This window comes from Rummeliibacillus sp. BSL5, assembly GCF_052928305.1.
This window is the reverse complement of record NZ_JAVGCV010000001.1, coordinates 437,881-462,929: the sequence shown is the minus strand read 5'-3', so window position 1 is coordinate 462,929 and position 25,049 is coordinate 437,881. Positions and strand designations below refer to the sequence as shown.

General features: G+C 37.1%; 33 protein-coding genes and 1 pseudogene. 3 read left to right on the top strand and 31 right to left on the bottom strand.

The annotated features are described in order from the left end of the window. Nucleotides 1-416 precede the first annotated feature (416 nt). Nucleotides 417-641, top strand: coding sequence for a hypothetical protein (locus RCJ93_RS02420; protein WP_251646646.1), 225 nt, complete (start codon nt 417-419; stop codon nt 639-641). Here the strand turns inward: RCJ93_RS02420 and RCJ93_RS02415 are convergent. After that, the gene (locus RCJ93_RS02415; RefSeq protein WP_446738298.1) at nt 633-1,070 is read right to left on the bottom strand and encodes a hypothetical protein; all 438 of its coding nucleotides are present in this window, start codon (nt 1,068-1,070) and stop codon (nt 633-635) included. The two genes, RCJ93_RS02420 and RCJ93_RS02415, sit on opposite strands and share 9 nt — an antisense overlap. Nucleotides 1,071-1,312: 242 nt before the next feature. On the opposite strand from RCJ93_RS02415, the pseudogene RCJ93_RS02410 reads away from it, so the two are divergent. Further along, nucleotides 1,313-1,555, top strand: a pseudogene (locus RCJ93_RS02410) (tyrosine-type recombinase/integrase); the annotation flags it as partial. Between the two features lie 353 nt (nt 1,556-1,908). On the opposite strand, the gene RCJ93_RS02405 reads toward RCJ93_RS02410, so the two are convergent. The 28 genes from RCJ93_RS02405 to terS all read right to left on the bottom strand — a co-directional run bounded on the left by RCJ93_RS02405 (nt 1,909) and on the right by terS (nt 23,739). Continuing rightward, nucleotides 1,909-2,235: a hypothetical protein gene (locus RCJ93_RS02405; protein ID WP_446738297.1), complete on the bottom strand. Its 327-nt coding sequence runs from the start codon at nt 2,233-2,235 to the stop codon at nt 1,909-1,911. A 296-nt stretch (nt 2,236-2,531) separates the two neighbouring features. Then, nucleotides 2,532-3,335 (bottom strand): N-acetylmuramoyl-L-alanine amidase, encoded by an 804-nt coding sequence (locus RCJ93_RS02400; protein WP_446738296.1) that lies wholly within the window; start codon nt 3,333-3,335, stop codon nt 2,532-2,534. A gap of 2 nt (nt 3,336-3,337) precedes the next feature. Continuing rightward, entirely contained in the window at nt 3,338-3,589 is a 252-nt protein-coding gene (locus tag RCJ93_RS02395) for a phage holin (RefSeq protein ID WP_446738295.1), read from the bottom strand. A gap of 13 nt (nt 3,590-3,602) precedes the next feature. Further along, nucleotides 3,603-3,938, bottom strand: a complete 336-nt coding sequence (locus RCJ93_RS02390) for a hypothetical protein (RefSeq protein ID WP_446738294.1) — start codon at nt 3,936-3,938, stop codon at nt 3,603-3,605. Nucleotides 3,939-4,043: 105 nt separating this feature from the next. Continuing rightward, nucleotides 4,044-4,238, bottom strand: a complete 195-nt coding sequence (locus RCJ93_RS02385) for a hypothetical protein (RefSeq protein WP_446738293.1) — start codon at nt 4,236-4,238, stop codon at nt 4,044-4,046. A 247-nt stretch (nt 4,239-4,485) separates the two neighbouring features. Further along, nucleotides 4,486-4,767 (bottom strand): hypothetical protein, encoded by a 282-nt coding sequence (locus tag RCJ93_RS02380; RefSeq protein WP_446738292.1) that lies wholly within the window; start codon nt 4,765-4,767, stop codon nt 4,486-4,488. A 100-nt stretch (nt 4,768-4,867) separates the two neighbouring features. Continuing rightward, the gene (locus RCJ93_RS02375; RefSeq protein WP_446738291.1) at nt 4,868-6,055 is read right to left on the bottom strand and encodes a siphovirus ReqiPepy6 Gp37-like family protein; all 1,188 of its coding nucleotides are present in this window, start codon (nt 6,053-6,055) and stop codon (nt 4,868-4,870) included. 261 nt (nt 6,056-6,316) lie between these two features. Continuing rightward, the gene (locus RCJ93_RS02370; protein ID WP_446738290.1) at nt 6,317-6,460 is read right to left on the bottom strand and encodes a hypothetical protein; all 144 of its coding nucleotides are present in this window, start codon (nt 6,458-6,460) and stop codon (nt 6,317-6,319) included. A 50-nt stretch (nt 6,461-6,510) separates the two neighbouring features. Next, entirely contained in the window at nt 6,511-6,819 is a 309-nt protein-coding gene (locus RCJ93_RS02365) for a hypothetical protein (RefSeq protein ID WP_446738289.1), read from the bottom strand. Between the two features lie 11 nt (nt 6,820-6,830). Then, a complete protein-coding gene (locus RCJ93_RS02360) occupies nt 6,831-8,087 on the bottom strand; it encodes a hypothetical protein (RefSeq protein ID WP_446738288.1) in 1,257 nt (418 codons plus the stop codon). A 2-nt stretch (nt 8,088-8,089) separates the two neighbouring features. Next, nucleotides 8,090-9,106 carry a hypothetical protein gene (locus RCJ93_RS02355; RefSeq protein ID WP_446738287.1) on the bottom strand — a complete coding sequence of 339 codons (1,017 nt, stop codon included), beginning with the start codon at nt 9,104-9,106 and terminating at the stop codon, nt 8,090-8,092. A 12-nt stretch (nt 9,107-9,118) separates the two neighbouring features. Next, nucleotides 9,119-9,976 (bottom strand): phage distal tail protein, encoded by an 858-nt coding sequence (locus tag RCJ93_RS02350; protein WP_446738286.1) that lies wholly within the window; start codon nt 9,974-9,976, stop codon nt 9,119-9,121. A gap of 6 nt (nt 9,977-9,982) precedes the next feature. Then, nucleotides 9,983-14,131 carry a hypothetical protein gene (locus tag RCJ93_RS02345; RefSeq protein WP_446738285.1) on the bottom strand — a complete coding sequence of 1,383 codons (4,149 nt, stop codon included), beginning with the start codon at nt 14,129-14,131 and terminating at the stop codon, nt 9,983-9,985. Nucleotides 14,132-14,133: 2 nt separating this feature from the next. Continuing rightward, on the bottom strand, nt 14,134-14,352 hold the full coding sequence (locus RCJ93_RS02340; protein WP_446738284.1) for a hypothetical protein: 219 nt from the start codon (nt 14,350-14,352) through the stop codon (nt 14,134-14,136). Between the two features lie 107 nt (nt 14,353-14,459). Next, nucleotides 14,460-14,921, bottom strand: a complete 462-nt coding sequence (locus RCJ93_RS02335) for a tail assembly chaperone (RefSeq protein WP_446738283.1) — start codon at nt 14,919-14,921, stop codon at nt 14,460-14,462. 69 nt (nt 14,922-14,990) lie between these two features. Continuing rightward, entirely contained in the window at nt 14,991-15,527 is a 537-nt protein-coding gene (locus tag RCJ93_RS02330; protein ID WP_446738282.1) for a phage major tail protein, TP901-1 family, read from the bottom strand. 3 nt (nt 15,528-15,530) lie between these two features. Then, the gene (locus RCJ93_RS02325) at nt 15,531-15,950 is read right to left on the bottom strand and encodes a DUF3168 domain-containing protein (RefSeq protein ID WP_446738281.1); all 420 of its coding nucleotides are present in this window, start codon (nt 15,948-15,950) and stop codon (nt 15,531-15,533) included. 4 nt (nt 15,951-15,954) lie between these two features. Continuing rightward, nucleotides 15,955-16,380 (bottom strand): HK97-gp10 family putative phage morphogenesis protein, encoded by a 426-nt coding sequence (locus tag RCJ93_RS02320; RefSeq protein WP_446738280.1) that lies wholly within the window; start codon nt 16,378-16,380, stop codon nt 15,955-15,957. Further along, a complete protein-coding gene (locus tag RCJ93_RS02315; protein ID WP_446738279.1) occupies nt 16,346-16,702 on the bottom strand; it encodes a phage head closure protein in 357 nt (118 codons plus the stop codon). The genes RCJ93_RS02320 and RCJ93_RS02315 overlap by 35 nt, the downstream gene beginning before the upstream one ends. 1 nt (nt 16,703) lies before the next feature. After that, entirely contained in the window at nt 16,704-17,015 is a 312-nt protein-coding gene (locus RCJ93_RS02310; protein WP_446738278.1) for a phage head-tail connector protein, read from the bottom strand. Further along, entirely contained in the window at nt 16,999-17,250 is a 252-nt protein-coding gene (locus tag RCJ93_RS02305; protein WP_446738277.1) for a hypothetical protein, read from the bottom strand. The genes RCJ93_RS02310 and RCJ93_RS02305 overlap by 17 nt, the downstream gene beginning before the upstream one ends. 41 nt (nt 17,251-17,291) lie before the next feature. Further along, a complete protein-coding gene (locus tag RCJ93_RS02300) occupies nt 17,292-18,266 on the bottom strand; it encodes a major capsid protein (protein WP_446738276.1) in 975 nt (324 codons plus the stop codon). Between the two features lie 13 nt (nt 18,267-18,279). Further along, nucleotides 18,280-18,891: a phage scaffolding protein gene (locus tag RCJ93_RS02295; protein ID WP_446738275.1), complete on the bottom strand. Its 612-nt coding sequence runs from the start codon at nt 18,889-18,891 to the stop codon at nt 18,280-18,282. Between the two features lie 120 nt (nt 18,892-19,011). Next, nucleotides 19,012-19,188, bottom strand: coding sequence for a hypothetical protein (locus tag RCJ93_RS02290; RefSeq protein ID WP_446738274.1), 177 nt, complete (start codon nt 19,186-19,188; stop codon nt 19,012-19,014). 50 nt (nt 19,189-19,238) lie between these two features. Further along, the gene (locus RCJ93_RS02285; RefSeq protein ID WP_446738273.1) at nt 19,239-20,246 is read right to left on the bottom strand and encodes a phage minor head protein; all 1,008 of its coding nucleotides are present in this window, start codon (nt 20,244-20,246) and stop codon (nt 19,239-19,241) included. After that, nucleotides 20,227-21,648 carry a phage portal protein gene (locus RCJ93_RS02280; protein ID WP_446738272.1) on the bottom strand — a complete coding sequence of 474 codons (1,422 nt, stop codon included), beginning with the start codon at nt 21,646-21,648 and terminating at the stop codon, nt 20,227-20,229. The genes RCJ93_RS02285 and RCJ93_RS02280 overlap by 20 nt, the downstream gene beginning before the upstream one ends. Before the next feature lie 14 nt (nt 21,649-21,662). Beyond that, a complete protein-coding gene (locus RCJ93_RS02275) occupies nt 21,663-22,943 on the bottom strand; it encodes a PBSX family phage terminase large subunit (protein WP_446738271.1) in 1,281 nt (426 codons plus the stop codon). After that, nucleotides 22,936-23,739, bottom strand: a complete 804-nt coding sequence (gene terS / locus RCJ93_RS02270; protein WP_446738270.1) for a phage terminase small subunit — start codon at nt 23,737-23,739, stop codon at nt 22,936-22,938. Before terS ends, RCJ93_RS02275 begins: the two co-directional genes overlap by 8 nt. An 81-nt stretch (nt 23,740-23,820) precedes the next feature. Here terS and RCJ93_RS02265 point away from each other — a divergent pair, with 81 nt between their 5' ends. Then, nucleotides 23,821-23,982, top strand: a complete 162-nt coding sequence (locus tag RCJ93_RS02265) for a hypothetical protein (protein ID WP_446738269.1) — start codon at nt 23,821-23,823, stop codon at nt 23,980-23,982. A gap of 17 nt (nt 23,983-23,999) precedes the next feature. On the opposite strand, the gene RCJ93_RS02260 is transcribed toward RCJ93_RS02265, so the two are convergent. Together RCJ93_RS02260 and RCJ93_RS02255 are read right to left on the bottom strand one after the other, a co-directional pair. Then, nucleotides 24,000-24,299, bottom strand: a complete 300-nt coding sequence (locus tag RCJ93_RS02260) for an ImmA/IrrE family metallo-endopeptidase (RefSeq protein ID WP_446738268.1) — start codon at nt 24,297-24,299, stop codon at nt 24,000-24,002. 98 nt (nt 24,300-24,397) lie between these two features. Next, nucleotides 24,398-24,988 (bottom strand): hypothetical protein, encoded by a 591-nt coding sequence (locus tag RCJ93_RS02255; RefSeq protein ID WP_446738267.1) that lies wholly within the window; start codon nt 24,986-24,988, stop codon nt 24,398-24,400. Nucleotides 24,989-25,049: the final 61 nt, after the last annotated feature.

Below are 25,049 nucleotides of genomic sequence, written 5' to 3'. Positions count from 1 at the left end.
GCTTTTTCATTTGAATCCATGTAAAACCAGCAATGTGGTTTCAACACCAGATGTAATAGATGCCTATAGGCTTGTCACTGTATGCTTCTACGCGCCATATATAATATAAACATTGTCTAATGAAACTTTGATACAAAGTGGTTCCAGCGGCCATTTACTTGGAGCACATTCTATAAAGACATCAAATAGTTTCTTTCAAACACTCCAAAATAAGCGCCCTTGTGCTCGAATCTACTGATATAGTAATCAGATTTGTTGATGCTCCACTTTCACAATGTATTTGCTCCTCCTTCCTGATATGTCGCTCTTTATTCGAACTAAGCAGCAACTTCCTATCATTTCTCCCACATCATTTATAACAATACCGGCACCTATTTTTTAAATTTTAATATGATGTATTTAAAGGAGTGAAGAATATGCCATGGCAACAAAAAATTCGTTTTTTGATTGGTCAGCCTGTTGGCATTTCATTAGCCAACGGCCAAGGGACTTCAGGTGTTTTATGTGGTACATCTGGCGGAAAGTTACTTATAATTGAATATTTGTATCAATCACAATTTGCATTAAAGCAGTATGATATTCATATGATTCAGGATATAAATGGATTTCCGCCTTGTCAAAACCAGCAGCCGTTATATTAGTGAAACATCCCTCTTATAGGGGGATGTTTGATAATCTCTTACCTGAGATGTTTGTAGTGACAATGGTAGTTTTATATTCTTTTGCATTGAAAATGCTTCTATGCACTTACTGATGTATTCAGATATATGATTAGTTGAGTAAATATCTCCTTTTTCAGCGCCTAAATTATCTAGGAAAGCAAATCCACTTCTCCACAAAGAGTTATGAAATATTCTCTTGTAGATGCTTTCGTTATTGTTGAATGAACCTTTTATAAGTTCCATCGTTCGAACTACATCAATAAATAGGCTTGATATTTCTTGATTGCCAAACTGATTGACTGACTTTAAGATGCTCATAGCTAAATGTGATTTTCCTACTTCCGTTTCTGTAGACTGGATAGAAGTATTAAATACAACACCTTCGCTATAACTTATGGCCACTTTCATCGCATGTTCTTTATTTCTTTTTCTTCTGTATTCGTAGAATGGAATTTATCAAACGTCACTAATTTTATTGCTTATCTTGAATAATCGATTCTTTAACAAGCTTGTTATGCTTCTTCACACAATTCGCATTTAAGAATTGGATAGAAAATGATTAGTCTCCGCCACTCTCCAACAAATTGGGCAATAGCTTTTACGAAAGAAACCTCTTTTGAGCCTTATTGAAATTCTAAGTAAATGAAGTATTAAATAAACTATGTAAGCGATATAAACTCCCTCGCATCATTGTACATGCCATAAGACATTCATGTGCTTCACTTTTATTCGCTGCAGGATTTATGAAAGTATTTCAAATATCACTAGGCCATGCTCATTTTGAAACTACAATGAATATCTATACTCACGTGACTGCCGAAAAAATCAAAAAATACAACCGATTTACCCATAAATTATTTGAGCAATCAAACAAAAGTTCATGTGCCCAATAGGTGCTCTCACTAAAAAAGTTAACAAAAAAATCTCCTGATCTCTCAGGAGCTTTCTTTATCCATTCAATTCTTAAAACCTTTCAAACCCTAGATACTAAAGGTTTTATTAAGATTCTAACAATAAATCTTCTGGGTTTTCGATCAAGTCTTTTACTATTTTCAAGAAGCCAACTGATTCTTGACCGTTGATTAAACTGCATTTATATTGTTTATTTTCTTCTTATATAAAGTAGGAAAAGCATCAGAAAACACTCGTTTTTGAAGAGTGCAAACTATATGTTTTTATACTGTTTTATACGCTATGGTAGTCAAAATGGTAGTCAAGTTATTTCAGGCGGTTGATTCAATGAAGTCTACTCTGACAAGAGATTCCTCTCTTCTTTTGAGACAACACACCAACCGTTTTCTTTAAGTCTCTCTATATAGTTCTCTATCTCGATTTCTTCCCTTTCTATCTCAAGAGGACATAGTGAAACCCAGCATTCATTTAAAGCATAATTCATTGTAACCTTAACAACTTCATATCCATTATGAAAACCTGGATGGAATCCTGGATCTTCTAAAATGTCCCCTTTTACAGGACGAATGTTAGATTCAAATGTTTTCATAACTATTTCTCCGATATTGTTTTCTTTTTGTTTTTTTATGGATGATATAAAAACCATTAAATTTATTTTCATTATAGTTCCCTTCTTTACTTTATATTGTATTAATTAATTTATCTCTCTCCACTGTACTACAAAATGGATATATTATCCTTAATATGTTTCATTAGTTCAATAAGTATTATACAACCTTAAAAGACCACAAACAGGACTTTCAGTTATGTATGAATTTTAGAATAGCAATATAAAACAAAAAACGCGGCTAGTCTCATATTTTTAGTAACATGGGAAACCGCGTTTTTACTATACTTAACACAATTTTGTTCTTTTGAGATTCTTTAATTATAGCTTTTTGAGCGGTAAAAGTAATGTTATTTCTTATCTACTGTATAGGCTTTTACATACTCACGATTGGCTGTGATAAAACCAAATTCATCTTTTTCTTTAACTAAGAAACGAGGTATACCACTCTTGGTATAAACAATAGCTTCGATATCAATCTTGGTATCTTTTTTGTACCTATTAAGCTCTTTTTCAAACTCGACGTCTGCATAAACCCCTGCGTCTGTTAGTAAAACTAACCGATCAAATTTTTTATTATAATAGATGCTATCTTTTGGGTTAGATACGCCTTCAACTTGATTGTTTGCATATCCTAAATGTCCTGCTATAACTTTTGCGATAGCTTGACACAAATCTTCAAAGTTATTGCGATAAGCTACAGCATCTTTTTCAGACGTTACAAAGCATACTTCTAACAGGATTGCGGGTTTATTAGTGTTACGTAGGAAATACAATTCCTTTCGTTCCTTTGCTCCCCTGTCCACAATTCCAAGAGCAGATGCCATAGCTGCACTCATTTTAGCTGATAAGGTTAAAGCATCATAGTAAAAGCATTCTGTACCTGTTGCTGTAGGAGTAGCACTGTTAAAGTGAATGCTAACATCTAGTTCTCTTGTTTTGCCATTGTGGAAGGAAACGATATTTGATAAGTTTTGATCCTGTGTTGTGGCAGTTGTTTCGTGATACTTATAACCCACACCGTTGTATTCCTTAGTTAGAATATCGTATACACGATTAACAACCTTTTTTGCTTCGTCATGCTCATTTAAAATCCCAATTGCCCCTGCCACTTTGTCGCCATGTCCACTGCTAATTACAAATTGTTTTGCCATATTTATTTCAGCCCTTTCTTTTCTAATTCTTTTTCTTGGATTTTTGCTGTTTTACTTACTACATAAGTGTTTTTCCAAATACCATAAATAACTAATGCAAAGGGAACGGTGGCTATCAGGACTTTCGTTAAAGCATCGATAGATTCATCTGTATACCATTTCATCTCCACTCCCAGTGTATGCAAAAATAAAAGGATCGCTGATAGCAATCCCCCAAATAACGCTATATATTGTTTAAGTTTCTCTGCTGTCATTATTATTACCTCCCTATTTTAAAAAAGCAAAGTAACCTGCTGTAAACAAGGCAACTATTCCTCCACAGATTTTTAAAAATACCGTGGCTAAAGTATTCCATTTTAGTATCTTCAATTCATGTGACTGAGTTGTTCTTGTAGCTTGATATCCCATTGCATTTTCAACTAATTCAAACATTTTGTCTGTTTGTTCTTTCAGAACTGTCCGTGTTTCTCTGCTTTCAGTCATCATGGTGTTTTCTAACTTAAGATGACTATCTTCTAATCGCTTAATCCGTTCCTTTTGTTCATGTTCCGAAAGCTCTAAATTCACAATTCTTTCCTCATGATTCTGTACTGTTTCAAACATTGACGAACCCTCTTCCATGACCCGTCCCCCTCTCTAACCCTTAGCAGGGCTTATCTCTTTATATTAAAAATACCCTCCACAGATTGTGGAAGGCCAGTTGTTACTCTACTTTATATTTGCTTGAATACGAATGGAAAAATCATCACATCTAGTCAACTCTCCTATATTTACTTTTCCCTCCTCTTTAAGCTCTTTTGCTGACTCATAAGTTAAATCGGCTTTTCTTTTGTTCCAAAATTGTAGTAAAAGCGAATTACCTGCTACTTCGGTCAGCCGTTTTAAAAGTTCTAATTTATCCATTAAAGACACCTCCTCTACCTGCTAATTTCGACAGAGAAGTAATATAACCTTTAATAATTGTTGTCCATTTTTTGGCAATGAAGATAACGCTAGTCGATTAACTACGTCTATTTCATATTATATTCCTCTAATGTCTTAATCATGGAATTACCCCCTTCCGGCATTCCAACCTTCCTCGTTCTCTCTATTTTTCGGCAATGAAAATACCCTCCACAATGATTGTAGAAGGTATTGAAACAGCAACCTCCTATTGGACTTGCTGTTTTATTAACATAACCTTTTTATCCGAGTCTGTAATAAAAATAGTTTTATAATTTTCCAAGTCATTGGTTTCATCGCCTTTTGATATTAGCAAACTTGTAATAATATAGTGATTCATATGCAATTTTATGAAATGTTTATATGCGTCATCTCGTTTACTAAAATTAATTTCTATTGAATTTTCTCTAACGCCAAAAGTACCTTGAGTCTTAAATATACGTCTTTCACCTTGAGCAAGAATATTTATCTTATCAAATTCTTTTAACATATCATCCACTCCCATCTATCTACTTAATTCGACAAAAAGGAGTTTGTACCTTTAATATATTTATGGTTGTTTTTGGCAAAAAATAAAGTTAGTCGATTAACTAACGCTTAATCACTGGATTCATATTTTTAAATTGCCGCTTAATGATCTCAATAAAAGTAGGTTTGTCCTTATCGAACACTACTTCGATTTGTTTAGGGTTGCCGACTTCGTAAATTTCTTTTATCTCTGTTATACAAGTATCCATCGTAATGACCCAATTTTTGTTTTGAACCGTTATAATATCCCCTAAATCCCAATCTCTTTCGTATAGGAATGGCGACTTTGCAAGTATTTGACCACCCATATAAATTTCTTGCTCATGTTCGGCTAATTTTTCCTTACCTCTATCCGTTAACTCTGCAATGATTTCATCCTCTGGGCGTGGTATATCTTCGGTTGTTGGATCTCCCTCTGAATCTGTTGTATCAACACTCTTTGTCTCTTCCACATCTCGCGCATCCACAAATAACTCGTATCGGTCTAAACCTGTTGAAGTGTCATTTAACGTGATTACTCTTCGTTCTAGCCCTTCTCCTTGCCCAGCTACATAAGCCATGTTTTTATAGTCGAGATAGGACTCCGTATATTCCATATTTTTAAGACTGTTGTACTCTGGGCTAAAGATAACAGGTGGGTTTATCCGCTGCGAAGCAACTCTGTTAACCCCTTCTGCTATATCAAATACAAACTGCTTATTCTTAATGTCTACAACGATATTCCACCCTAACCCACTTAATTGTGAGATAGTGGTCATCTCATCAGATACAACTTCAAAACGAGAAGATCTGCTTATTGAATCCCCTCTATTTTTATTTGGTGCAATGACTAACTTTGGAATCTTACGCTTGCTATCAATTGGATTGACTGCATGCAAGTTGACGTAATGCTTCATTACCGTTTCGGCATTGCCTTGCTTATTGTCATATGCCGTATGGCTAGGAGGCAATATAAGGCGTTGAGAAAGCCATGCTTTTAACGGCTTCGCTTTAATCAACCAATTTTCTGTTTCCTTACCATTTTCGTCTAGTTCAATTTCTCGATGCTTAATCTGATAGGCTTTATGCAAATGATTGTGAGGGAATATGATTCTATCCTTCGTTAGCTCGTTTGCACCGCGAATATAACGGTTGATTTTAAGCTCAATTTCACCAATTTCATGCCATTTTCTTGTGAACTGTAACGATGAATATTGAGTGATTTCATCAATTAGATTGAAGTCTAAGTCAATAATTCTTAATGGGAGCATATTTCACCTTCCTCAATTTTTAATTTTTATCGCAACTGATCCATCTTATGTACCGACTGCTAGGGTAAAGAAAGGCGGTGCATTAAGATGAAGAAAAAGAATAAAGAATTACTAAATTTGATTTTGACTGTTGTGGTACAAATACTTCGTATAATCTTAGAATTGATAAGAATTTCACAGTGGGTTTAATCCACTGTGTTTTCTTTTTCGGCAATAAAAATAACGCTAGTCGATTGACTGCGTTTATGGTTGCTCCTATACCTACTGTTCAACTGCGGTACCTTCAATCACCTGTGTAACAACCTCTTTTAAATTAGATAATTTGGGTACTTGTTCAAGCTTGTAAGTTCCTACTCCTACTAGTCCTACCCAGAAAATTACCATCGCTGAATTTTTGTTAAACATTTTACATCACCTTTTCTTTATAATTTTTTTTCAAAATAAAAACACCTTCCTTAAACATTAGGTGTTAACGTAGCAACAAACATCATTAATTCTGCGAGTGCTTGTTTTTGATTTTCTAGTTCATTTTTTAAAAGTGTCATTTCATCAACTGGAGCATCTTCATACTCCACGTAGAAATTCTTACCGTCGAATTTTTGGATCGCAATCTTACCTTCGCGATGTTCAATTGGAGGGATTTCATCTACAAAATATCCAATAGCCTCTAATTCCTCTCTAGTCTTGCCTAAACCTAAAACTGGATCAAATGGGGAATTGTAAGTCATGACAATCATATTATTTTCATCTGTTCTAATAAACACTAAATTGCCTCCTATTTTACTATTTGATAGTGTGTTGCTGTTATATATGCTGTACTACTACTATCTATGGTTCTTATATTAGCTAAATTACCATTTTCCATCCACTCACATATAACTGACCCTAAAAAACGGCCATTCGGAAATTGACTCCAAAAAGGAGAGGTCATAGAACCGAGTCCGCCTGTTTCATCTCTAGTTACGTCATACCCTTCTAAGATCCCTCTACTATCTACTGTTAGAAAACCAACCGTTATAGAAGTATAGTTATCTTGTGATGCAATACCACTACCATTAATTATAGCTAACATATTCAAGTCATTATTAAACATACAACTGTAGTCTAAATTCCAATTTGCCATTTTAGCAATACGAAATGATAATTCTGTAACCAAAGTATCGCCATTCAAAACTTTATACCAAACACCGCCGTTTGAACTGTACAAATTGTGCATTGCTATTATCTTATTCAATCGTTTACTATAACCGATCTGTAATTTTCGCCCACCACTACTCCCTAAAGTTTGCCAACATGTGTATAACTCTCTTGAACTAGGTATAATATTGTCACTTATCAATACACCTTCTAATGATAAAACTACATAATATGCTTGACCAGAAATCCAAACATATACTTTATCATGATCTGGTATATGAATAAATGCATTTCCCGTAGGTGAATAATGTTTGGTTAAATCGTACACTTTGGTCCACGTTTTAGTTGTGAAACTAAAAAAAGCAATGCTCCAACCATTAGTAGGTGTACTATTATTTTCTACCATTTCAGCATAAAACCCTTCATTCGTAACTTTTAGAAGTGTGTTAACTTTACCTGAAATCGTAAATACTGTGGCCCCAGTAGTAGCATTGGCTCCTCTAAGTTTGTATACTCTGTAGTTACCACTGGTATATGTTTCTATGTTGTAATAAAGAATTCCGTCTTTTTCTAACATGAACGAGTTAGGTGAGTAACCTGGATATTCACCATTAGTATCTCCAGCTATAGTGATGGATGATATTATAGCATCAAAATTTTTATTGAATTTTGTAACTGTAAATAAACTGCTGCTATATTTGGCGTAATGAAAGAAATTATTTGACAGTCTATCTTTAGTAAAACCTGAATAATAAGCATTAACAGATGTTGAGTTTACACTTTGCCACCATGGTATAGTTGAATATGGTTTTATAGAAGTTATGGGAATTTTACTGTTCTTCCGATATTTACTACGCCCACCGAATGTACCTCCATGTTCTTCAATCCCTATCATAGTTACACCTCACTAGTTAAATCGTCATCTATATCATAAGATAGAGCGCTGACCGTTGTTTTCTCAACAGTAATTCCATCAATACCGTAATAAGTAATTGTTCGTGTCGTATATCTTGGACTTGTTCCACCGCTTAAAACCGACTTTGCAGCTAACGTATTATCTGATTTCCTTCGGTATTGTACAGTTGTAAAAATCCCATTGGAATCCTTCCCACTTTTATAAACTTTATATTCAGTTTGCTCAATCTTTTTACGGACTGCATTTTGAGTAGGTACTAATGAGTTTGAATTACCATTAATATCATCAACTAACTGTGCATGGCCTTTGTTCGTTGTTGTGGCAACCTCCGCAATATGATTATTAATAATGTTCAAGAGTTTCCCAGCTGCGTTCTCGTCCAACACTTTTTGCAATTCTGCAAACCACTCATCAAATTCAGTGTCACGACCGTTTTTATAAGATGTAAACCACGTATTAAATTGTTGCTGGAAAACGCTCGTCGGTACTGTTACTAAGGATTGAACGATGCCACATACATTCTCATTTGCTCTCTCGTCGATTAAGTCGGATTGTAACAAGCTAGAAGTATTCGCCCTAACTAAGATTTGAGCAATGGCAATCTCATATACATATTGGTCACGTGTCAGTTCAGGCACTTTAGGTGATGCAGCCGGTTCTCCTGCCACCACAAATAACTTGATGAATCGGTTCGCATTCTTTAAATCACATCTTAATACTATCCGATCAATCCGGTTCATTGTTGCTTCTGGTAGTTGATGCTTAAGCGTTAGATTTGTAGTATTTTCGTAACTATAACCTTTGATGATTGCTTTCCCTACACTTACATTTGTTGATAATGTGCCGGGCTCTACTTTGACCTCTAAACCAATTTCATTGTTATCATTCGACAGTAACCCACTTGATAAAACCGCACTAAAGTATTGGGCAAAATCAGATGCATAATACCATCGCTCATCTCCTGGTGCTGAGTTAAAAAACTTATATACTTCTGCCATTTTCCCACTTCCTTACACTGCATTAAATTGTTTTTGCCATGTTAAATTAAAGATTGCTCCTTGAATATCGTTATCTGCTGTATATTCAATTTCATTTTCACCAATTTGTAGTTTGAAAAAGTCACTAGCAAGATCAATCCAATGGAACACGTTCCTTGCATTGCTCTGGTCGTCAATAAAGTAAATGGCTCTATTCTCCTCACTTGTATCAATTACCATGCGTTCACCTTCCAAGAGCTCCTGATTCACCTTAATAAATTCACCTGTTGTGTTATTTTTAATGACCGGATTTAATGCAGGTCCATAAAATTCGATAAATAATGGAACAGGCGCGTCACCGTCATTATTCAGGATCCGCTTATCCTGCTGTAACCCCATCTGGAAAGGTTGGCTAAAAGGAAATTGAAATAACGGTTTAAATGCTGGTTCTTCTTCAATCGAAAGAGACTTCCAATATGGATTGTTCGCTACAAAAGAAAGTTGTCCTTTTTGTAATACGGTAGTTCTCCCGCCATTATCAGGGAAGCTTGGTACACTATCGGCCACCGCATTAATTACTCGAACGACATAATCATTCTCATATCGTAATAGACCCGGACCTAGTTTTGGGTTGCATACCTTAGCAATTAATGACCTAGCTTTAGAAATATCTTCATAGGTGCCGAATGGGTAACTAATCATGAAATCAATATCAATATCTCTTTCATCTAGGATTGCATCTAAAAAACTTGTTCCATCCATATATGGACTCTTTTGTGTCTGTATTTGTGCTGAGACTTCACCAAGCCCCTCAATATTTTGTAAATAAAAAGGAGAGTCACCAAATTCAATGGACTCTCCATGGCTATTAGTAAATATAACTTTCTCCATTGGTGACTACCCCCATTCTTGTGCTAATTTTTGAGCTTGTTTTTTCATCTGACGAGCGTTTTCGGATGGACTTAATTCCCGTGGGCTGTGTAAGTGTACTTCTTGGTTAACAGTAGTATTTCCTTTACCGTTATTGCCGTCGCCCTCTAGCTCTACTTTGACCTTGACGTTCAATTCTTTATTAATGGAGCTTGTAGCGTTCGCTGTATAGCCTAAAACATCTTTCTGCGTTAATCCTGCCGCCATCCCTGCTTTAACTTCCTCCGCCAACTCTAACGCGGTTGAAACTGCTTTCGATTGCATGTTTCTTATGCCGTTTATCATACCAAGTACTAAGTTTTTACCAATGAAGTTTCTACCCCATCGACTAGGTGAATGTATATCTAATGATTTTTGTATGGTTGCTTTTATACTATCAGCGATACTTTGTGCTTGAGACAACAAAGCTGGTGTCATATCAGATAAACCTTGTTGCATGCCTTTGATGACATTTTTTCCGATTGCAGGCATGGATGCAGTTAATGCATTAAATTGATTAGTTGTTTTACCTGTCAATTCTTTAATTTGCACCTGCCACTCACTCTTGTATTGTGCCAGTTGCGCTTTCGTTTCCTTTTTTAACTGTTCGATCTGCTTATTTGTTTCTAATCGTAAATCAACTAATTCATTCGTTGCGATTTGTGTTGCTAAAGTGGACTTTTCTTGCCACAGGGCTACATATTCTTGTAGTTCAGTATCAGACAAGGTATTCATTGCTGCAATCTGGCTAGCAGCACCTGGACCCATTGCCTGTAATTCTGCAAGTAAACCTTCATCAATTCCTTTTGATGCAAGAGAAGCCATGTTTTCAGACCAAGTGCGAATTGTTTCAACTTGTGATTGCAGGTTCGATTTCAACTGTTGCCCACTTACTTCTGCAGCTTCGGGTATTTCATCAAACAAACCTACAAAGTTCTTGATTGTATTAGCACGGTCCGCCACCGCTTTAGCGTATTCCTCATTAAGTGCTTTTTCACCATCAATAAGCTTTTGGTTTGCCTCTTGAATCTTAGTTGTATATTCATCATTCAAAGAAATTAGCTTGTCATAGATCGCTTTTTTCTTCTCTGCAGCAAGTTGTTCAAAGTAAACACGTTCTTCACTGTTTTTCTTATATTTCTTTGATAAATCAGTTAGAATCTCAACTTCTCTAGCTGCTGTTAGCTTTCCGGTGTTAAGCTTTTTGTCATAGTAAGCCTTATCGTTTTCAAATTGTTCTTTGAGTTGTTTTATCTTAGCTTGTGCTATTTTGACATCAATCTTTGAAATCGCATTGGTTACGCTGCTATATTTCGATTTCATCGCATTTAATGACTTAATATATTGCGACTCATTAATCTTGCCTGCAGCGTATTTATTGTTTAGGTTGGCCATTTTGTTATTAAACTCTTTTTGAAGAGCCATTTGTTTAGCGTGACGTTCCCTCTGTGCTTTTAACGCTTGTGATGTAGTAGCCTTACGAATCTTAGCCGCCACAACGTTTTGTGCATTAGTGACTGTTTTATACTTGTTTCCTAAAGCTTTCGCTTGTGCCACATAAGTAGACGTGGTGATTGATCCAGCTTGCAGTTTTAAATCAAGCCCCCGCATACCGTCGTTAAATGCCTTTTTAGCAGTTGCTGCAATTGATTTAGCAGACTTAGAGACTGTTTTCGATTTACTTCTTATCCCATTTGCATAACCTTGACCTGTGTACTCACCAAGTGCATAGGTAACACGTGACGGTGAATGAATGTCCATTGCTTTCTTAATCGTACTTGTTACTTTGCTAGCGATTGATTTTGCTGTACTGATAACAGCGCCGATCTTTGATTGAATACCATTGATTAAGCCTTGGATAATATGTGCGCCAATGCTGACTAAGTTTATTCCAGATAAAAATGATTTTGCTCTATTCCAACCACTTTCAACTTTAGATTTCACTTCGTTCATCTTATTGCCAACGGATGAAACCATTTCTGAAAACTTATTAGCAACCGCAATTTTCATCTCTGAAACTTTATTAGCTGCTGAAGACTTTAATTGGCTAAACTTGCTTACTGCACTAGTGGCCAACTGTTGGACTTTACTTACTGCCGATGACTTTAATTCACTGAACCTACTAACAACAGCGGTTTTTAGTTCACTGACTTTGCTTGATGCCTTTGTCTTTAGGCTTGTAAATTTAGAGACAGCTTGTGTCGCTAACTCTGCCACTTTTGCTGTTGCTTTAGTTTTTAAATCATTAAATTTAGTAACGGCTTGTACCGTTAATTCTGCTACTTTTGAAATAGCTTTTGTTTTTAATTCATTAAATCGTTGGACAGCCTTATCTCGTAACTCTACAAACTTGGCAATAGCCTTTGCTGTAAGCTCTGTTACCTTGGTTACTACGGCTGTTGATAATTCAGAAGCTTTGACTTTAATGGTATCCCAATTCTTGTAGAGAGCGACTCCTATGCTGATTAAAGAAGCAATAATGGCAATCGTAGCGCCGACTGGTCCAGTTAATAATCCAAAGCTTCTTACTAGCCATGGCAATGCTTTTGAAGCCAAACTAATTACTCTTATACCTACATTTGCAATTACTTGACCAACCTTAGTCAAAATAGCATTAGCTGTAGTACCTGGAGCTACCATACGGATTAATGATGTTCCAACTGAAAGAATCCATGGTAATGTGGCCATTACTACCCCTATTAATGTAGTAAGTCCAGCGATGATCCGACCGATTACTGGATGAGCTTTCATCATGTTGTCCGTCCATGACAAAAACCGATTGGTTAACTCTAATAGTTTTGCTCCAAGTGGTGCCATACCAACGCCAAGGTTAATAAGAAACGTAGTAAGATTGCCGATTAAAGCCATAACAGACGGTGCTGTTTGAATTACATAATCACAAAACTTCTTGAACCCTTCACTTTTAGAAAGCGATGCCGACCATTCTCTAAACTTACTCATCATGCTTTGCAAAGCTGACATCATGTTAGCACTCATCGGACCAAATGCAGCGAATGTATTCACTACTCCTATAATTGCGTCTCCCACAATGCTTTTAAGCTTAGGCATATTCGTTTGGACATAATCCATAAACGTTTGGAACTTTTTAGATTTATCTAATCCGGCTGCCCAATCGGCAAATGATTTAGTCATATCTAAAAACCCACCAGCTGTACTTGCAGATAATGGAGCAAAAGCTGTTAACATGCTTGTAATACCTTGGAATACGTTCCCGAATGCTGCACCAAATGTGACGAGCATTGGAGCACCATTTTTATTTAGATATTCTAAGAATTTTTGTACAGGAGGTGTGCCAATTGATTTTTTAAGCGTGCCCATTAAAAAGTCCACTGCTTGTGCCGACTGTACAAATAACGGTTTAAGCTGAATAAGTAACGTTTTAGCAATACCCATCGCTTTTGTAAATGCAGATAAGACGGGTTTCTCCGTCGCGGCTACAAGGCTTGTATATGTAGCTTTCAGGCTGTCGAATGCAGACTTCGCTTTTTGTTGTTCTGCATTTAACTTCGCATTCTTTTCAAAGAGTGCTTTTATAGTCGGAATGGCAACCATACCAAATGCTGCAGCTGCAGATCCTGCTGCTGCAAATGCTCCCACTAGAGCAAAGGTACTCCCGGCCACTGTTCCTATAATCGGACCAAGTGACCCGATCAGGCCACCTAAATTGGCGATGATAGGAGAAATAGCTGGCAATACTGCGATGAACGCTCCTTGTAGTGACGTACTAACAATTTCACCGAAGTTCCGCATAGATGTAGCAATTTTGCCTATCATGGCTTGACCAGCCTGCCACCCTGCACGGAAATTACTCCAATCTGCTTTAATACGTGCAACTACTTTGCTACCAGATATAGCGAGCATTTTAGCTTTTAGAATCGCCATTGTACGATTGAACGATGATATATCTGCACTGATTTTAGCTTCTGACTTCGCATATTCGACTTGTTTTAAATTAGCTCTTACAAGTGTCATTTTCGCGTTAAAAGCTCGCACGTTGGCTCCAATATCTGCATTGGCGCCGGTCGTTGTCTTTTTTAATGTGCTGTGGACTTCTCGCATCTTTGCTAAGAAATCTTTAATACTTGCCCCTACAACGGCGCTAAAACGTTCTGTCATATTCACCCTCCTATCTTATATTTTTTCATTGCCTCTTTCGCTTTATTAAAGAGAGTAAAATCTTTCTCTGTAGCTACTTCTGATTGGTTGTTTAATATTTGGTTACGAACCTTTTCAGCATCAAATAACTTCTTCACGTTAATACGATTTTCATTTTGTGCTCGTGCTGTAAAGATTGCATGGACAGCCATATCTTCATAGGTCTTAACGTCTCGTAACATAGCTCCCTTCATGAGATTGTTATATTCGCGAGGCGTTAGGCTATAAAGATAATCTAAATCGACAATATTTAAATGCTGAATCGCATCAATTTCAAGTTGATCGAAGTCTATTCCTCGATTGCTGCTTTTTTCTTCAATGTCTGTTCGTACGCCAGATTGTTTTGTGCTTTCTCTTCCTCGTCCTTGCCGAATCCCTTCATTAGCTCTAAATCGTTCCAATAATTCTTGACCGTTTTCTTGAAAAAACCACTTTCTGAGATTTCCTTATAGATTTCTTTTAGTAATGGTTCTGTATCGCCATCTTCTTCAATACGACTTTCGAGCGCTTCCTCAATTTGCTCTATAGTGGGCTTTCCTCTCTTTGATAAATGGGCTGTGGCACAATCCCAATATTGTGCTGCTGCTTGAATATCACCTTCAACAATACCTGTAAGAATATTAGCTAACCCGTTAACCATTTTTCCCGTTTGTTCCTGGAAAGTTCCGTATTTTGAATCTGCTAGTTTTAAAAATGCAAACGATGGTTTTCCTTGTACCTCTTTATTTTCAATAGTTAATAGTAGTGACATATGTGTTTCCTCCAATTTTTCCGCTTTTATTTTTGGTAATTAAAAAAGAGAGGGCTAAACCCTCTCACATTATTCTGTAGGCTGTTGTGGTTGTTCAGTTTGCGTCTCGCCAAGTTTGCCTGATTTTTCTCCTGGCTTTTCGAAACCGTATTTCCCAAATTCAATCACTTCAATAGGTAGTGGATCTAATTCACCTTTTTGAGACTGTCCAAGTACTTGAATCGTGCCCGATACTTCAACAAAGCCCTCTGTACCAGCTTTTTCATCTGCCGATTCAAAATAGCCATATGCAAATGTTGCATTATGTTTGCCGTTTTCATTTAGAACTAAATCTACTTTCCAAACTTTAATCTGTGCACCTTTTTGTATTGCTTCAAAGATTAGTTCTTGGCCTTTGTCACCCGAATCTCCATATGCAGTGAGTTCAAATGATTCTGACGTAGTGCCTGGCGCTACAACACGTCCGAATTTAGTTTTTTCATCGCTCATTTCTGTTTCAATTGAGTGAGATAAGTCAGTTTGTTGTGCAATGACAAATGCAGATTCACCTAACGCTGCAGTTGCACTTTGAATTAATAAGATGGTGTCTTTTCCGTTTTTGAGCATGTGCTATACACTCTCCTTTTCTAATGTTAAAAGCAATGTAAAAACGCCATGCCTGTGAATGCCGTCAATGTCTGTAAACACTTTGGCGTCACGGTATGACGTTTTAATTGTTTTGTAACCTTTTATATCTAATTTGTATTTAAATGCATCATGAACAGCGCTAAGTATCTTATATGCTTCGCTATTTCCTTTGTAACTACTCCAAACGTGAAGAGTGATGGACATATCCACCACATCGTTGTTTTTAACATCGAACTGATCGCTTGTAGGTTCTCCTACAACAATATAAGGGTAAGTCGTATCTTCCGTCACATAATCATATACACCTAAGTAATTAGGTGCTTTGTTAAGCAAAGAAGTGACGTTTATATCCCCTCTTAATCTATCCATAATGGCTTTCTGGGTTGGTGCAAAAGCTAACACTGTATCACGCTCCTAGCCGCTTCATTTCAGAAAGAAAGTGTTTCCGGCCAACTAATATACTATCGAACCAAAACGGCTGTGGTGGCTGTCCTGCCGTAACCACAAACCGTCCTAGTTTTTCATCGAAGTACACCCACGTGCCTTTTCTTCCGTTTCCATGCATGGAATATTTGCCGGTTCCCCATTCAATGTATGGAGCGTATTCAGCTCCAACTGTAATGGTGGCTGTATATCCTAAGCTGCTTATATCCATAACGTATGTGATGGATTGTCTTAAATAGCCGGAATCAACAGGAGCCCTTGCTCTCGCTTCGTTTTGAATAACAATAGCTGTCTCATCGACTATTCGCTTAACTTCTTTTTCGATGTCCTTAGACCACTTTTTTAACGCTCTTTCAAGCTCCTTGCTCCCGAACCTTGTTATGCTCATGCGGCACCTCTCTTAGCTTTACACGATAAATTTCATTTGCTCCGCCCTGATCCATAGGCTTTGCAACAAGTTCGTATTCATCTCCATCAAAACGTACATAATGCTTGTTTAACAGCTTATATTCATATGGATAATACAAATATCTATCAAACGAATTTTCCAACTGCATAGCTTTATATTGTTCATCTGACGAAGGTGTATCAACAAAACAATTCATTGAGAAGAGCGTTTCTGGACCCCCTTCGGTAAATCCTCCTGAATCATCTTGGGAGCCTTCTGTAATGTGATATATTTCTACTTTATGAGGAAATTCATCGTTCAAACTACCACCTCAATTTCTTAAATGGTTTTAAAGGCTTCAATATACTAGATGGTAAGTCTGTAGCGTATGAGTAGCTTACACTGCCCATTGAACGTGCTGTAAGACCGGCTTTTTGCGTATAAAATTGAATTGCTTTCGCAATAAACACTTTCACATTTGAGTTTTCCACCGTTAATTCTTGATTGCAATAATCAATTGCATAATCCAAATAGATAGGAGCAAGTATTTTATAGGTTTCAACCCGCTCAGGCGTTGAAATATCGTCGTTAATAGCAATTAATTCGCATACTTCTTCATCAGTCGGCGTCCACATTGTTAACACCATCTTCCGCTTCCGAATTGACTGGCTTTTCAGGATCTTGATTTTCTTTAGGTACTTCAACAAGATAAGCGATTAACTCTTTTTTAGTGTCGTTTGATTTGTAATCAATCTGCTTTGAATCTAAGATTCCTTTAATTTGAGAAATCTTCATGGCATTCAATTGCTCATATGAATGGTTTTTAACTGCTAACCTCTCACGAGCACGCCGAAATGTATAAGCTCCCATACAATCACCCTTTCATAACAAAAGAGCGCCTAAGCGCCCTCTTATTTAATTTTGAACTTGAAATCAACCATACGAACTGCTTTAGGTTCATAAACTAATTCCCAGTTGGAGCCAGTTGCTAATTCTGTGTTTGTTGGGAAATCACCTGCAACTGCTGATTCAGTCCATTTCACCCCACGTGGATGGAGCATAAAGATATTACGATTGATTAAGAAATCTTCACCTGATGAGGCCATTGTGTCACGATCTGTTTCAGTCTCAATAATATTCGGGTGCTTACCATTACCCCAAGCCAATGCGCCTTGACCAAAGATATACGTTTCTGCCACACCTGTTGCAGTATCATAAGGCATACCATCATCTACAATTACTCGTTTCCCCATGAAATAAGGAATGCGAACAGATTGGCCTGCAGGTTGTACATACTCAATTAATTGCAGTTTAGCAAGATAGGTTTCAACAGCTGAATGCATTGTAATAGCTGCTAAAGAGTCCTTTGCATCTCCCATGATTTGTACCGCATCTAAGAAGCTATTAGCTGTGAATAGTGCACCTGCATCTGTTTCACTAGAAATATCATGGATTTTCTTAGCCATTGACATTGAAGAAAATACACCCTTTAATGTTGAAAGCAATACTTTTTGACGGTCACGAGCCCAATAGTTTGTCACAAGATTTCCGATAGCTCCCATAGGGTCAGCACCCGAAAGCAATGCTGATAGGCCATTTGCTCCCCATGCTTTTGCGCGACCTTGTTTGCGAGCAACGTCTTTGCTTGTGCCGATTTTTCCAGGAGTTAAAGATCCGTCATCTGACATAACTTCTGAATCACCTGTAAGGTCGTTGAAGTAAGGCATATTGACGAGAGTGTTTGGACCACTTGCTAATGCGTTGAATTCTGCGTCATTTGTAGCAATTCCGCTATTTAATACATTTGATAATTCCATTGTTCGTTGAGTCACATAGTTTGTGAAAATCTCTGGTTGAATGATGTCTCCAATACGTGTAATTGGCATAAATTAATTCCTCCTATTGCCCAAATTGGGCTTTCAATTGGTTGTATAAGTCGGGGTTATCACGTAGCAAAATCCCTTGTTCTGTTAAATTGAAAGTGTCTTTCGCAAACGGATTTGGTTTGTTGTAGCCTCCTGGCACATGTTGACCGCCTGCTGATGGCGTTTTGCCCTTCAAACTATCCGATTCAAACAAGTAAGCATCAGACTCTTTCAAAGCATTCAGTTGATCTTCAAGACCTAAAAGCGTTTGTCCATCTTGCTTGATGCCTTCCACATTTAATAGAGCCTTAACCGCTTTCGGATTCTTTGCTTTGGCCTTGCGTAACGCTTCTGACAAAGTAAAATCAAAGTCCTTTTGCTTCAATTTTTCTTCGTATTCAGCAACAGTTGTTTGGTTCTGCTCTTGCAATGTTTGAATTTGTGTTTGCAATTTCTCATTGCCTGCTGCCTTTGTACTTAAATCTGCAAGTTGAGTGTCACGGCTTTTCATAAGATCTTTCAAATCATTTACCTCTTGGATTTTGTCATCAAGACGGCTTTTCGGAACCATTTGACCAAACCCTGTTACAACCTTATTTGCTTGTTCATCCGTTAAACCTAATGCAAGTAATGCTTCTTTGTTCATCTTGTTTTCCTCCTATACGTTTTTTACGCCCAACGCGGCGATAGGTAGACTTTGTTCTTTAACGTCTACAAAGCTAAAAGACGATTTTAGACATAATAAAAAGCCGTTCCTTAGAACGACTTAACCCCAATCCATTTCAAACAATGCAAACTTTATAATCTCCCATAAAAACCAAACACCAATAATGATTATGGGTATACCGATAATACCTAGAAAGAAGCAACCTCCTAATGCTTGGAGATTAGCTAAGCAACCTTCGCCAACTTTTTGTACTTTTTCAGTTGTATACTCTTCCATTCGCCCCACCGCCTCGCTATCAGTATATCTGAAAAAAAGGTAGGTATTGGCTATGCAAATTTCTTTTCCCATTCTTCGTATGTTTGATATGGAACTGTGAGATTTGGTGGTAATATCTCTTTTTGTGCTTTTTTCAATGCCTTGGTATACGTAAGCCCGTCTTCCATATACCTATCGATACGATCAGCAAGCTTTTGTTGATAGTTTGCATCTCTATAATCCCTGCCGCGGCGTACTTCTGGCAGCATATTGTTTATAAGTACCATTACGATACAACGACAATTAATGTCCATCTTTGCAATATGCCATTGATGAGGTCCCTTAGCTTTCAAGCCAGCATGATGGAAGAAGCCTTCTGAATCTGACTTCTGGCCGTCTAGTTTTCTATGTGAAGTTCTAACTTGCGCATCTAGTGCCGACATCCAAACCTTTTTGACTGCTGCATGCTTACTTGCCTGCTTAAAGATTTGTTCGTCTGAAAGTGATAAGGATCGCCCTCCTTCTGTCCGTGCAACAAGCCTAGCCTTTCGCGAACTAAAGCCAATTGCATCCTCAATACGTTTAGCCATCTTCCAATAGCCTTCGCCGGACATAAGAGATTGAGAAATCTCAATGTGCAACCGTTGAACGGTTTCATTTCGATGTTTCTCTAAGATAGATGACAAGGTTAAGTATTTAATAGCATTCGTTAGAGTTGTCTGCACTAAATCCTTAGCTGGTGGAGCAAAGCCCATTTCTGTACTAGCAAACACCTCAAATAAATAGGCCATCTTTAAATAGTTTTCAACATAGACCGTTTCATTCATCTGTGAAATCATAACAACAAGCTTTTTATAGTCCTGTGTTAATTCCTTTGCAATGTTGTCTAGTTCCTTTGCTAATCGGTTGTACTTATTTAGGTCTGTATACCTTGTCTCATCGCTTTTAACGAACTTCACATACATTTTATTCAACTCGTCTAAAATGCTCTGTAAACGTAAGGAAAACACTTTTTCAATTTCATCTTCTGCTTTATCGATAAGCTTTTGTATATCTTGTTTAATCTCCTGTTGGTTCATCTTCAAGACCACCTAATCGATCACTATAAGAATCTTGTTCATCCCTCAATCGTTGTTGTTCCTGTGCTACATCTCTCACCCAAGGATGATTCTCTAAAATAGTAGTTTGAGAAATAACGCCAAGACTTTTTTGTGCCATATCAACGATTTCAGATTCATTCGTCAATATCATTTTGTTGAAAGAAAAGGTAATGTCACGATAATCAAACTCACCTTTTTTGCTTAACTTAGCGTACTTAGCAACAAACAACATGAACCTTCTTAAAGCTTTGGTGAATTTTCGTTCAAGCATAGAAGCTTTAATATCTAGTAACGAATAAAGATTTTGCAATGCAACACCACTTGGAGCATCCCCAATAATATCCGGTGATGGATTCACACCTTGGCCGAAAGAATAAATATCATTTGTATAAGTATCTCGCTGAGTTTTATAGGCTTCAACTGGAACCTCGCCGGTTAAAGTATCAACTCCCGAACCTTCTTCGGCTTCCACTTTGATTGCACGATACCGTTTTAGCATGGTTTTAAACTCTTGTAGGTCTTCACCTTCATAGCCTTTCAATACATAAATCAATGCTTGAATCTCTTCTAAGGTGTCTTGGGTCGTACTCACTAAGGAGTCATAACCATCAATCTGATTTTTATAGAAGGTGAGGTCTGATACGCCAAATTCATTGTTCTTAAATTCGATAAAAGGAACGACTTCCCAACTCAGGCCCTTATCACCTTGATAGAAATGTGGCGCTGGGTTGATTTCTTCGGTTACATCCATATAGATTTTGCCGTCAATCATTTCATAGTACGTCACATCGTCCGGCGTCCATAACTCTAGCTTTACTTTATTATTTGTCACATTGTAAAAGCGAATGCCGGCTAGAAGCTTATCCTTTCTCTTTGTATCGTAGATAGGGATAAATTCTTCTGCCGGTATGATAATGTGTTGAAATTTCCCATCCTCATCGACATAAGGATGAAGCCACTCCTTACCTTTGTTTGAAGCATTTAAGATTAACTCCGGCAGCGTATCTTCAAACTCTTCTCCGATTAATTCTTCAATGAGTTCGAGCGCCTTTTTATCATCGCTTTTTGACCCAAAAGAAAGAGGCTCCCCAGCAAGATAGCCGACTTTTTGATCAACTAATATCTTGTGGAAGCCCGATGGTATTTTTGATGCTTCGTTTGTTGCATCTATATCAATTGATTTGGCGCCATTTTCATCATAGACATATACTTTCTTATTCAGAATCTCGTTTTCGGTAAAGTAATATTTTACGCCTTCTAAAAGCTTTGATGGATTGAAGGCAGTGTATAGCTCCTTAACTGTATCTATCGCTTTCGGTTTATTCTTTTCAATAATTTCTATAAACTCATCTGTTTGAGTCTTCCCAAGTAGCCAGTGCAACTGTTATCCCCTCCTTACTTTAATAGTGAAATACCACGTTTCTTCATAACAACTGTATTCACAAAGTATCTGTCACCATCCATTTGGTGGTCATTCTGCTTTACTGGCTTATCTTCTCCACGATCTGCAGCTTTCTCATCCCAAATGTAAGATGAAAACTCTCGAAAGGTTTCTTTGCAGCAATCATTGTACTTAATCAATTGCTTTTCTAAGGCTGTTGCTACGTTACGAATGCCGTCTAGCACATCGTTTTTTGCTTTAATCACATGCAAACCGCGCTTCTTTAAAACAGCTATGAAAGATGCTGCGGATGGATCTACGATAATACCTTTAAAGTGAGAAACATCACCAATGAATTGTTCTAAATCATTTGCATACTCTTCATCAGTCTTCTGTTTTGACTTCTGACGCCCGTCATAGTGATATTCCTTTGTCTTATACCAAACGCCATCAAAAAGACCCCACAAACCAAATGTTGTAGGGTTCTGAGTACCATAGTCAATGCTGACATAATATTTTTCATATTCGCGTTCAACAGTTTCAACAACATGCTTTTCCTTATCGAACATGTCATAGATAACGCCCTCGGCAAGTACCCATAACCCAAGAATGAAGCGCTTGAAGAATACTCCGCTATACATCCGCTTATAACGCTCTTTTACACGTTCAGACAATGACGGGTTGTCATCCATCAAGAAATGAATCTGGAATAGATTCTTCTCTTCCATCTTGTCGATAAACTCCGTTTTAAACCAATGATAAGGGCCTGCTGGGTTACAGTTGAACCAGAACTTTGCACCTTCAACAGAACAACGCGCCGTCGCTTGGTCAACAAATGATTTCGGCATAAGCGCTACTTCATCAAAGAACATTCCGGCAAGCGTAATACCTTGGATAAGATCTTGTGAAGCTTCATCTTTACCGCCGAAGTAGTAAAAGTGATTTGTCTTGCCATTCTTCGTAACGGTAAACATATTCTCTGTACGATGCTCTTTGACTTGATACTTCCTGCTACGTAACATCTTTTGCAAAGGCTTGAAAACATTACGTCTAAATGACCCTATTGTTTTACCGGCCATGCCTAAGTTTTCATCGTCAAAGCTTTCCATCGCCCACATGATGTATGAGAGAGACATCACAACCGTTTTACCGGCTCGGACTGATCCGTCGCAGATGATACCGTCTTTGTCCTTGTATGGCGACTTACCATGTACCCACCAGGTGAGGACTTTCTTTTGTTTCATACTAAACGGCGAGAACTTGAAGAGAGCGGACTTTTTCTTTCGTTTAATCATCCCAACTCACCTCTGTGCATCCAAGTGCTTCGATGAATCCATCGTCTTCGTATTCTTCTTCCTCACCAGTTTCTTTTCGAATAGCAATGTTATTGCGTTCAATGTCCGTCTTGGTCTTCTCAATATTTAGCTGCATTTGCTCTAGCTTCATACGGCGCTCATCGTATTCATCCGAAAGCTCCAAGAATTGCTTCACCACATTGCGCCATTCGGCTGTTAAGCGGGCTTCTGTCTTAATGTACTCAGCATATTGCTCAAAGGCATACACAACCTTGTAGCGAGTTGAGGAGCCTGTCTGACCATCCGCGGTCATATCTTCTTCTCGCAAAGTGTCAAAGCGATTTTCAACGAACATGATTTTATGCAACTGGATAAGTGATGCGAATTTCGTTTCAATCTGAAACCATAACCTATCTGCTAATGTCATGGTTTTGGTGTCCTCGATGATCTCTAACATATCTTGCGGTAACCACTTACGATAGAAGCCATGTTTAACCGAGGCTTCATTCCGTTTTGTGAACTGGTTCTTCGGGTTGCTCCTGTAAGCACCTGAGCTCTTGCTTTCCTTCTGACCATCAACTTTATTAACTGCTTTTCGTTTAGTAACGTTGCCTTTCGATTGATTAGTAACGTTACCTTTCAAATGGTCGGCCCATTTATCTTGATTTTTCCACTTTCGAATCTGAGAATCAGACTTTTCAAGCTGCTCAGCAATATCTTTCAATAGCATCTTTCCGCTTGATTCTAAATACAGTTTTTTTGCTTTATCCCTGTTCGGGTCACGTGCTCTTGGCAATCATTTCACCACCTCCGAAATTGAATCTTTTTACCTGTTTAATTCGTACTATAGTTATTCCATATAAAAGAAGGTGATATTATGGCAAAAAATGCAGGTAACCACCGCAAAGGAGCCGTGAAAGGGCGTAGTCAGTTTAAAGCTCCTAATGGTAACTATATTAAACGAAATGCCGGTAATGGTCAGTTTATGGACCAAAAGACTTCTGGCGGTAAGTTTAAAGGTGTCCGCACTGAAAAGTAATGTCTGAGAAAGGCATCTTAAGTGATGCCTTCTAGATTAAAACTAAAATTATTTTCTTTTAATACTTGATACAACACTATCCCCAAACGATTTACCATATCTTCATCCTGCTCTTCAAAACCTGCCTCATTCAAACATGCATGTAACATTTCATGTATTAATGTTTGATTCTTTTTATCTGTAGACATTCCATTCTTAATTTTAATGACCGTTTTTTGATATACACATGCTCCCATCATCCTTGGATCATCATCTATTTCATTTACTAGCTCAATATTGTAGTCAATGCCCGCTATTTTAATGATTTCTGGTAGCAAATTATTTCCTCCAATCCTCTCATTTTGATAGTTGCTTATTTTAATCAAAATAAAAAGCACCCAAAAGGATGCTAAAATTTATCTTCCTTATAAAATGTTTACTTTTTATAAATATCATACTCATATTTAAAAGTATAATAAGCATCAATGGCAGATTTATATGTAACCCACACACTTCTAAATGAATAAATGTAATAGATAATGATTATAAACATAACTAATATAAATGTTTCTTTAATACTAATATCAAATTCAACTAGTTTCTCTAAAAAATTTAATTTTGAATCCCATAACACTCCTAATAAAAAGATCATAAATGGGACGGGAGTAAAACTTTTTAATATATCAATTTTCACCTTAGCAGTATCAATAGTTTTTGATTCTTCCATTACGAAAAAATATAACTTCTCTTTAGCATTATCTTCTCTTTTTAATCTAGCGACAGAATCTTTAAAATTTAAGTGTTCCACATATTTTTGATAGTCATTAAAATTTTTAAATAATAGATATATAAATATAAAAAACAAAACTACTCTAAAAATAGTGTTATTTATATTAACAATATCCGGGAAAAATGAGCTAAACATAGCATATACAAAACCCAATATGAGTATTGTAAATAATGCATTTTGAAGTACCTTTTGAATTGAAACAGTTCTATTTATTTTTCTTTGATCTTTAATATTCAATTTTCTCACCTCCCTATCAAATATATTAAATATATACAAGGCAGTATATTACATATCTGAT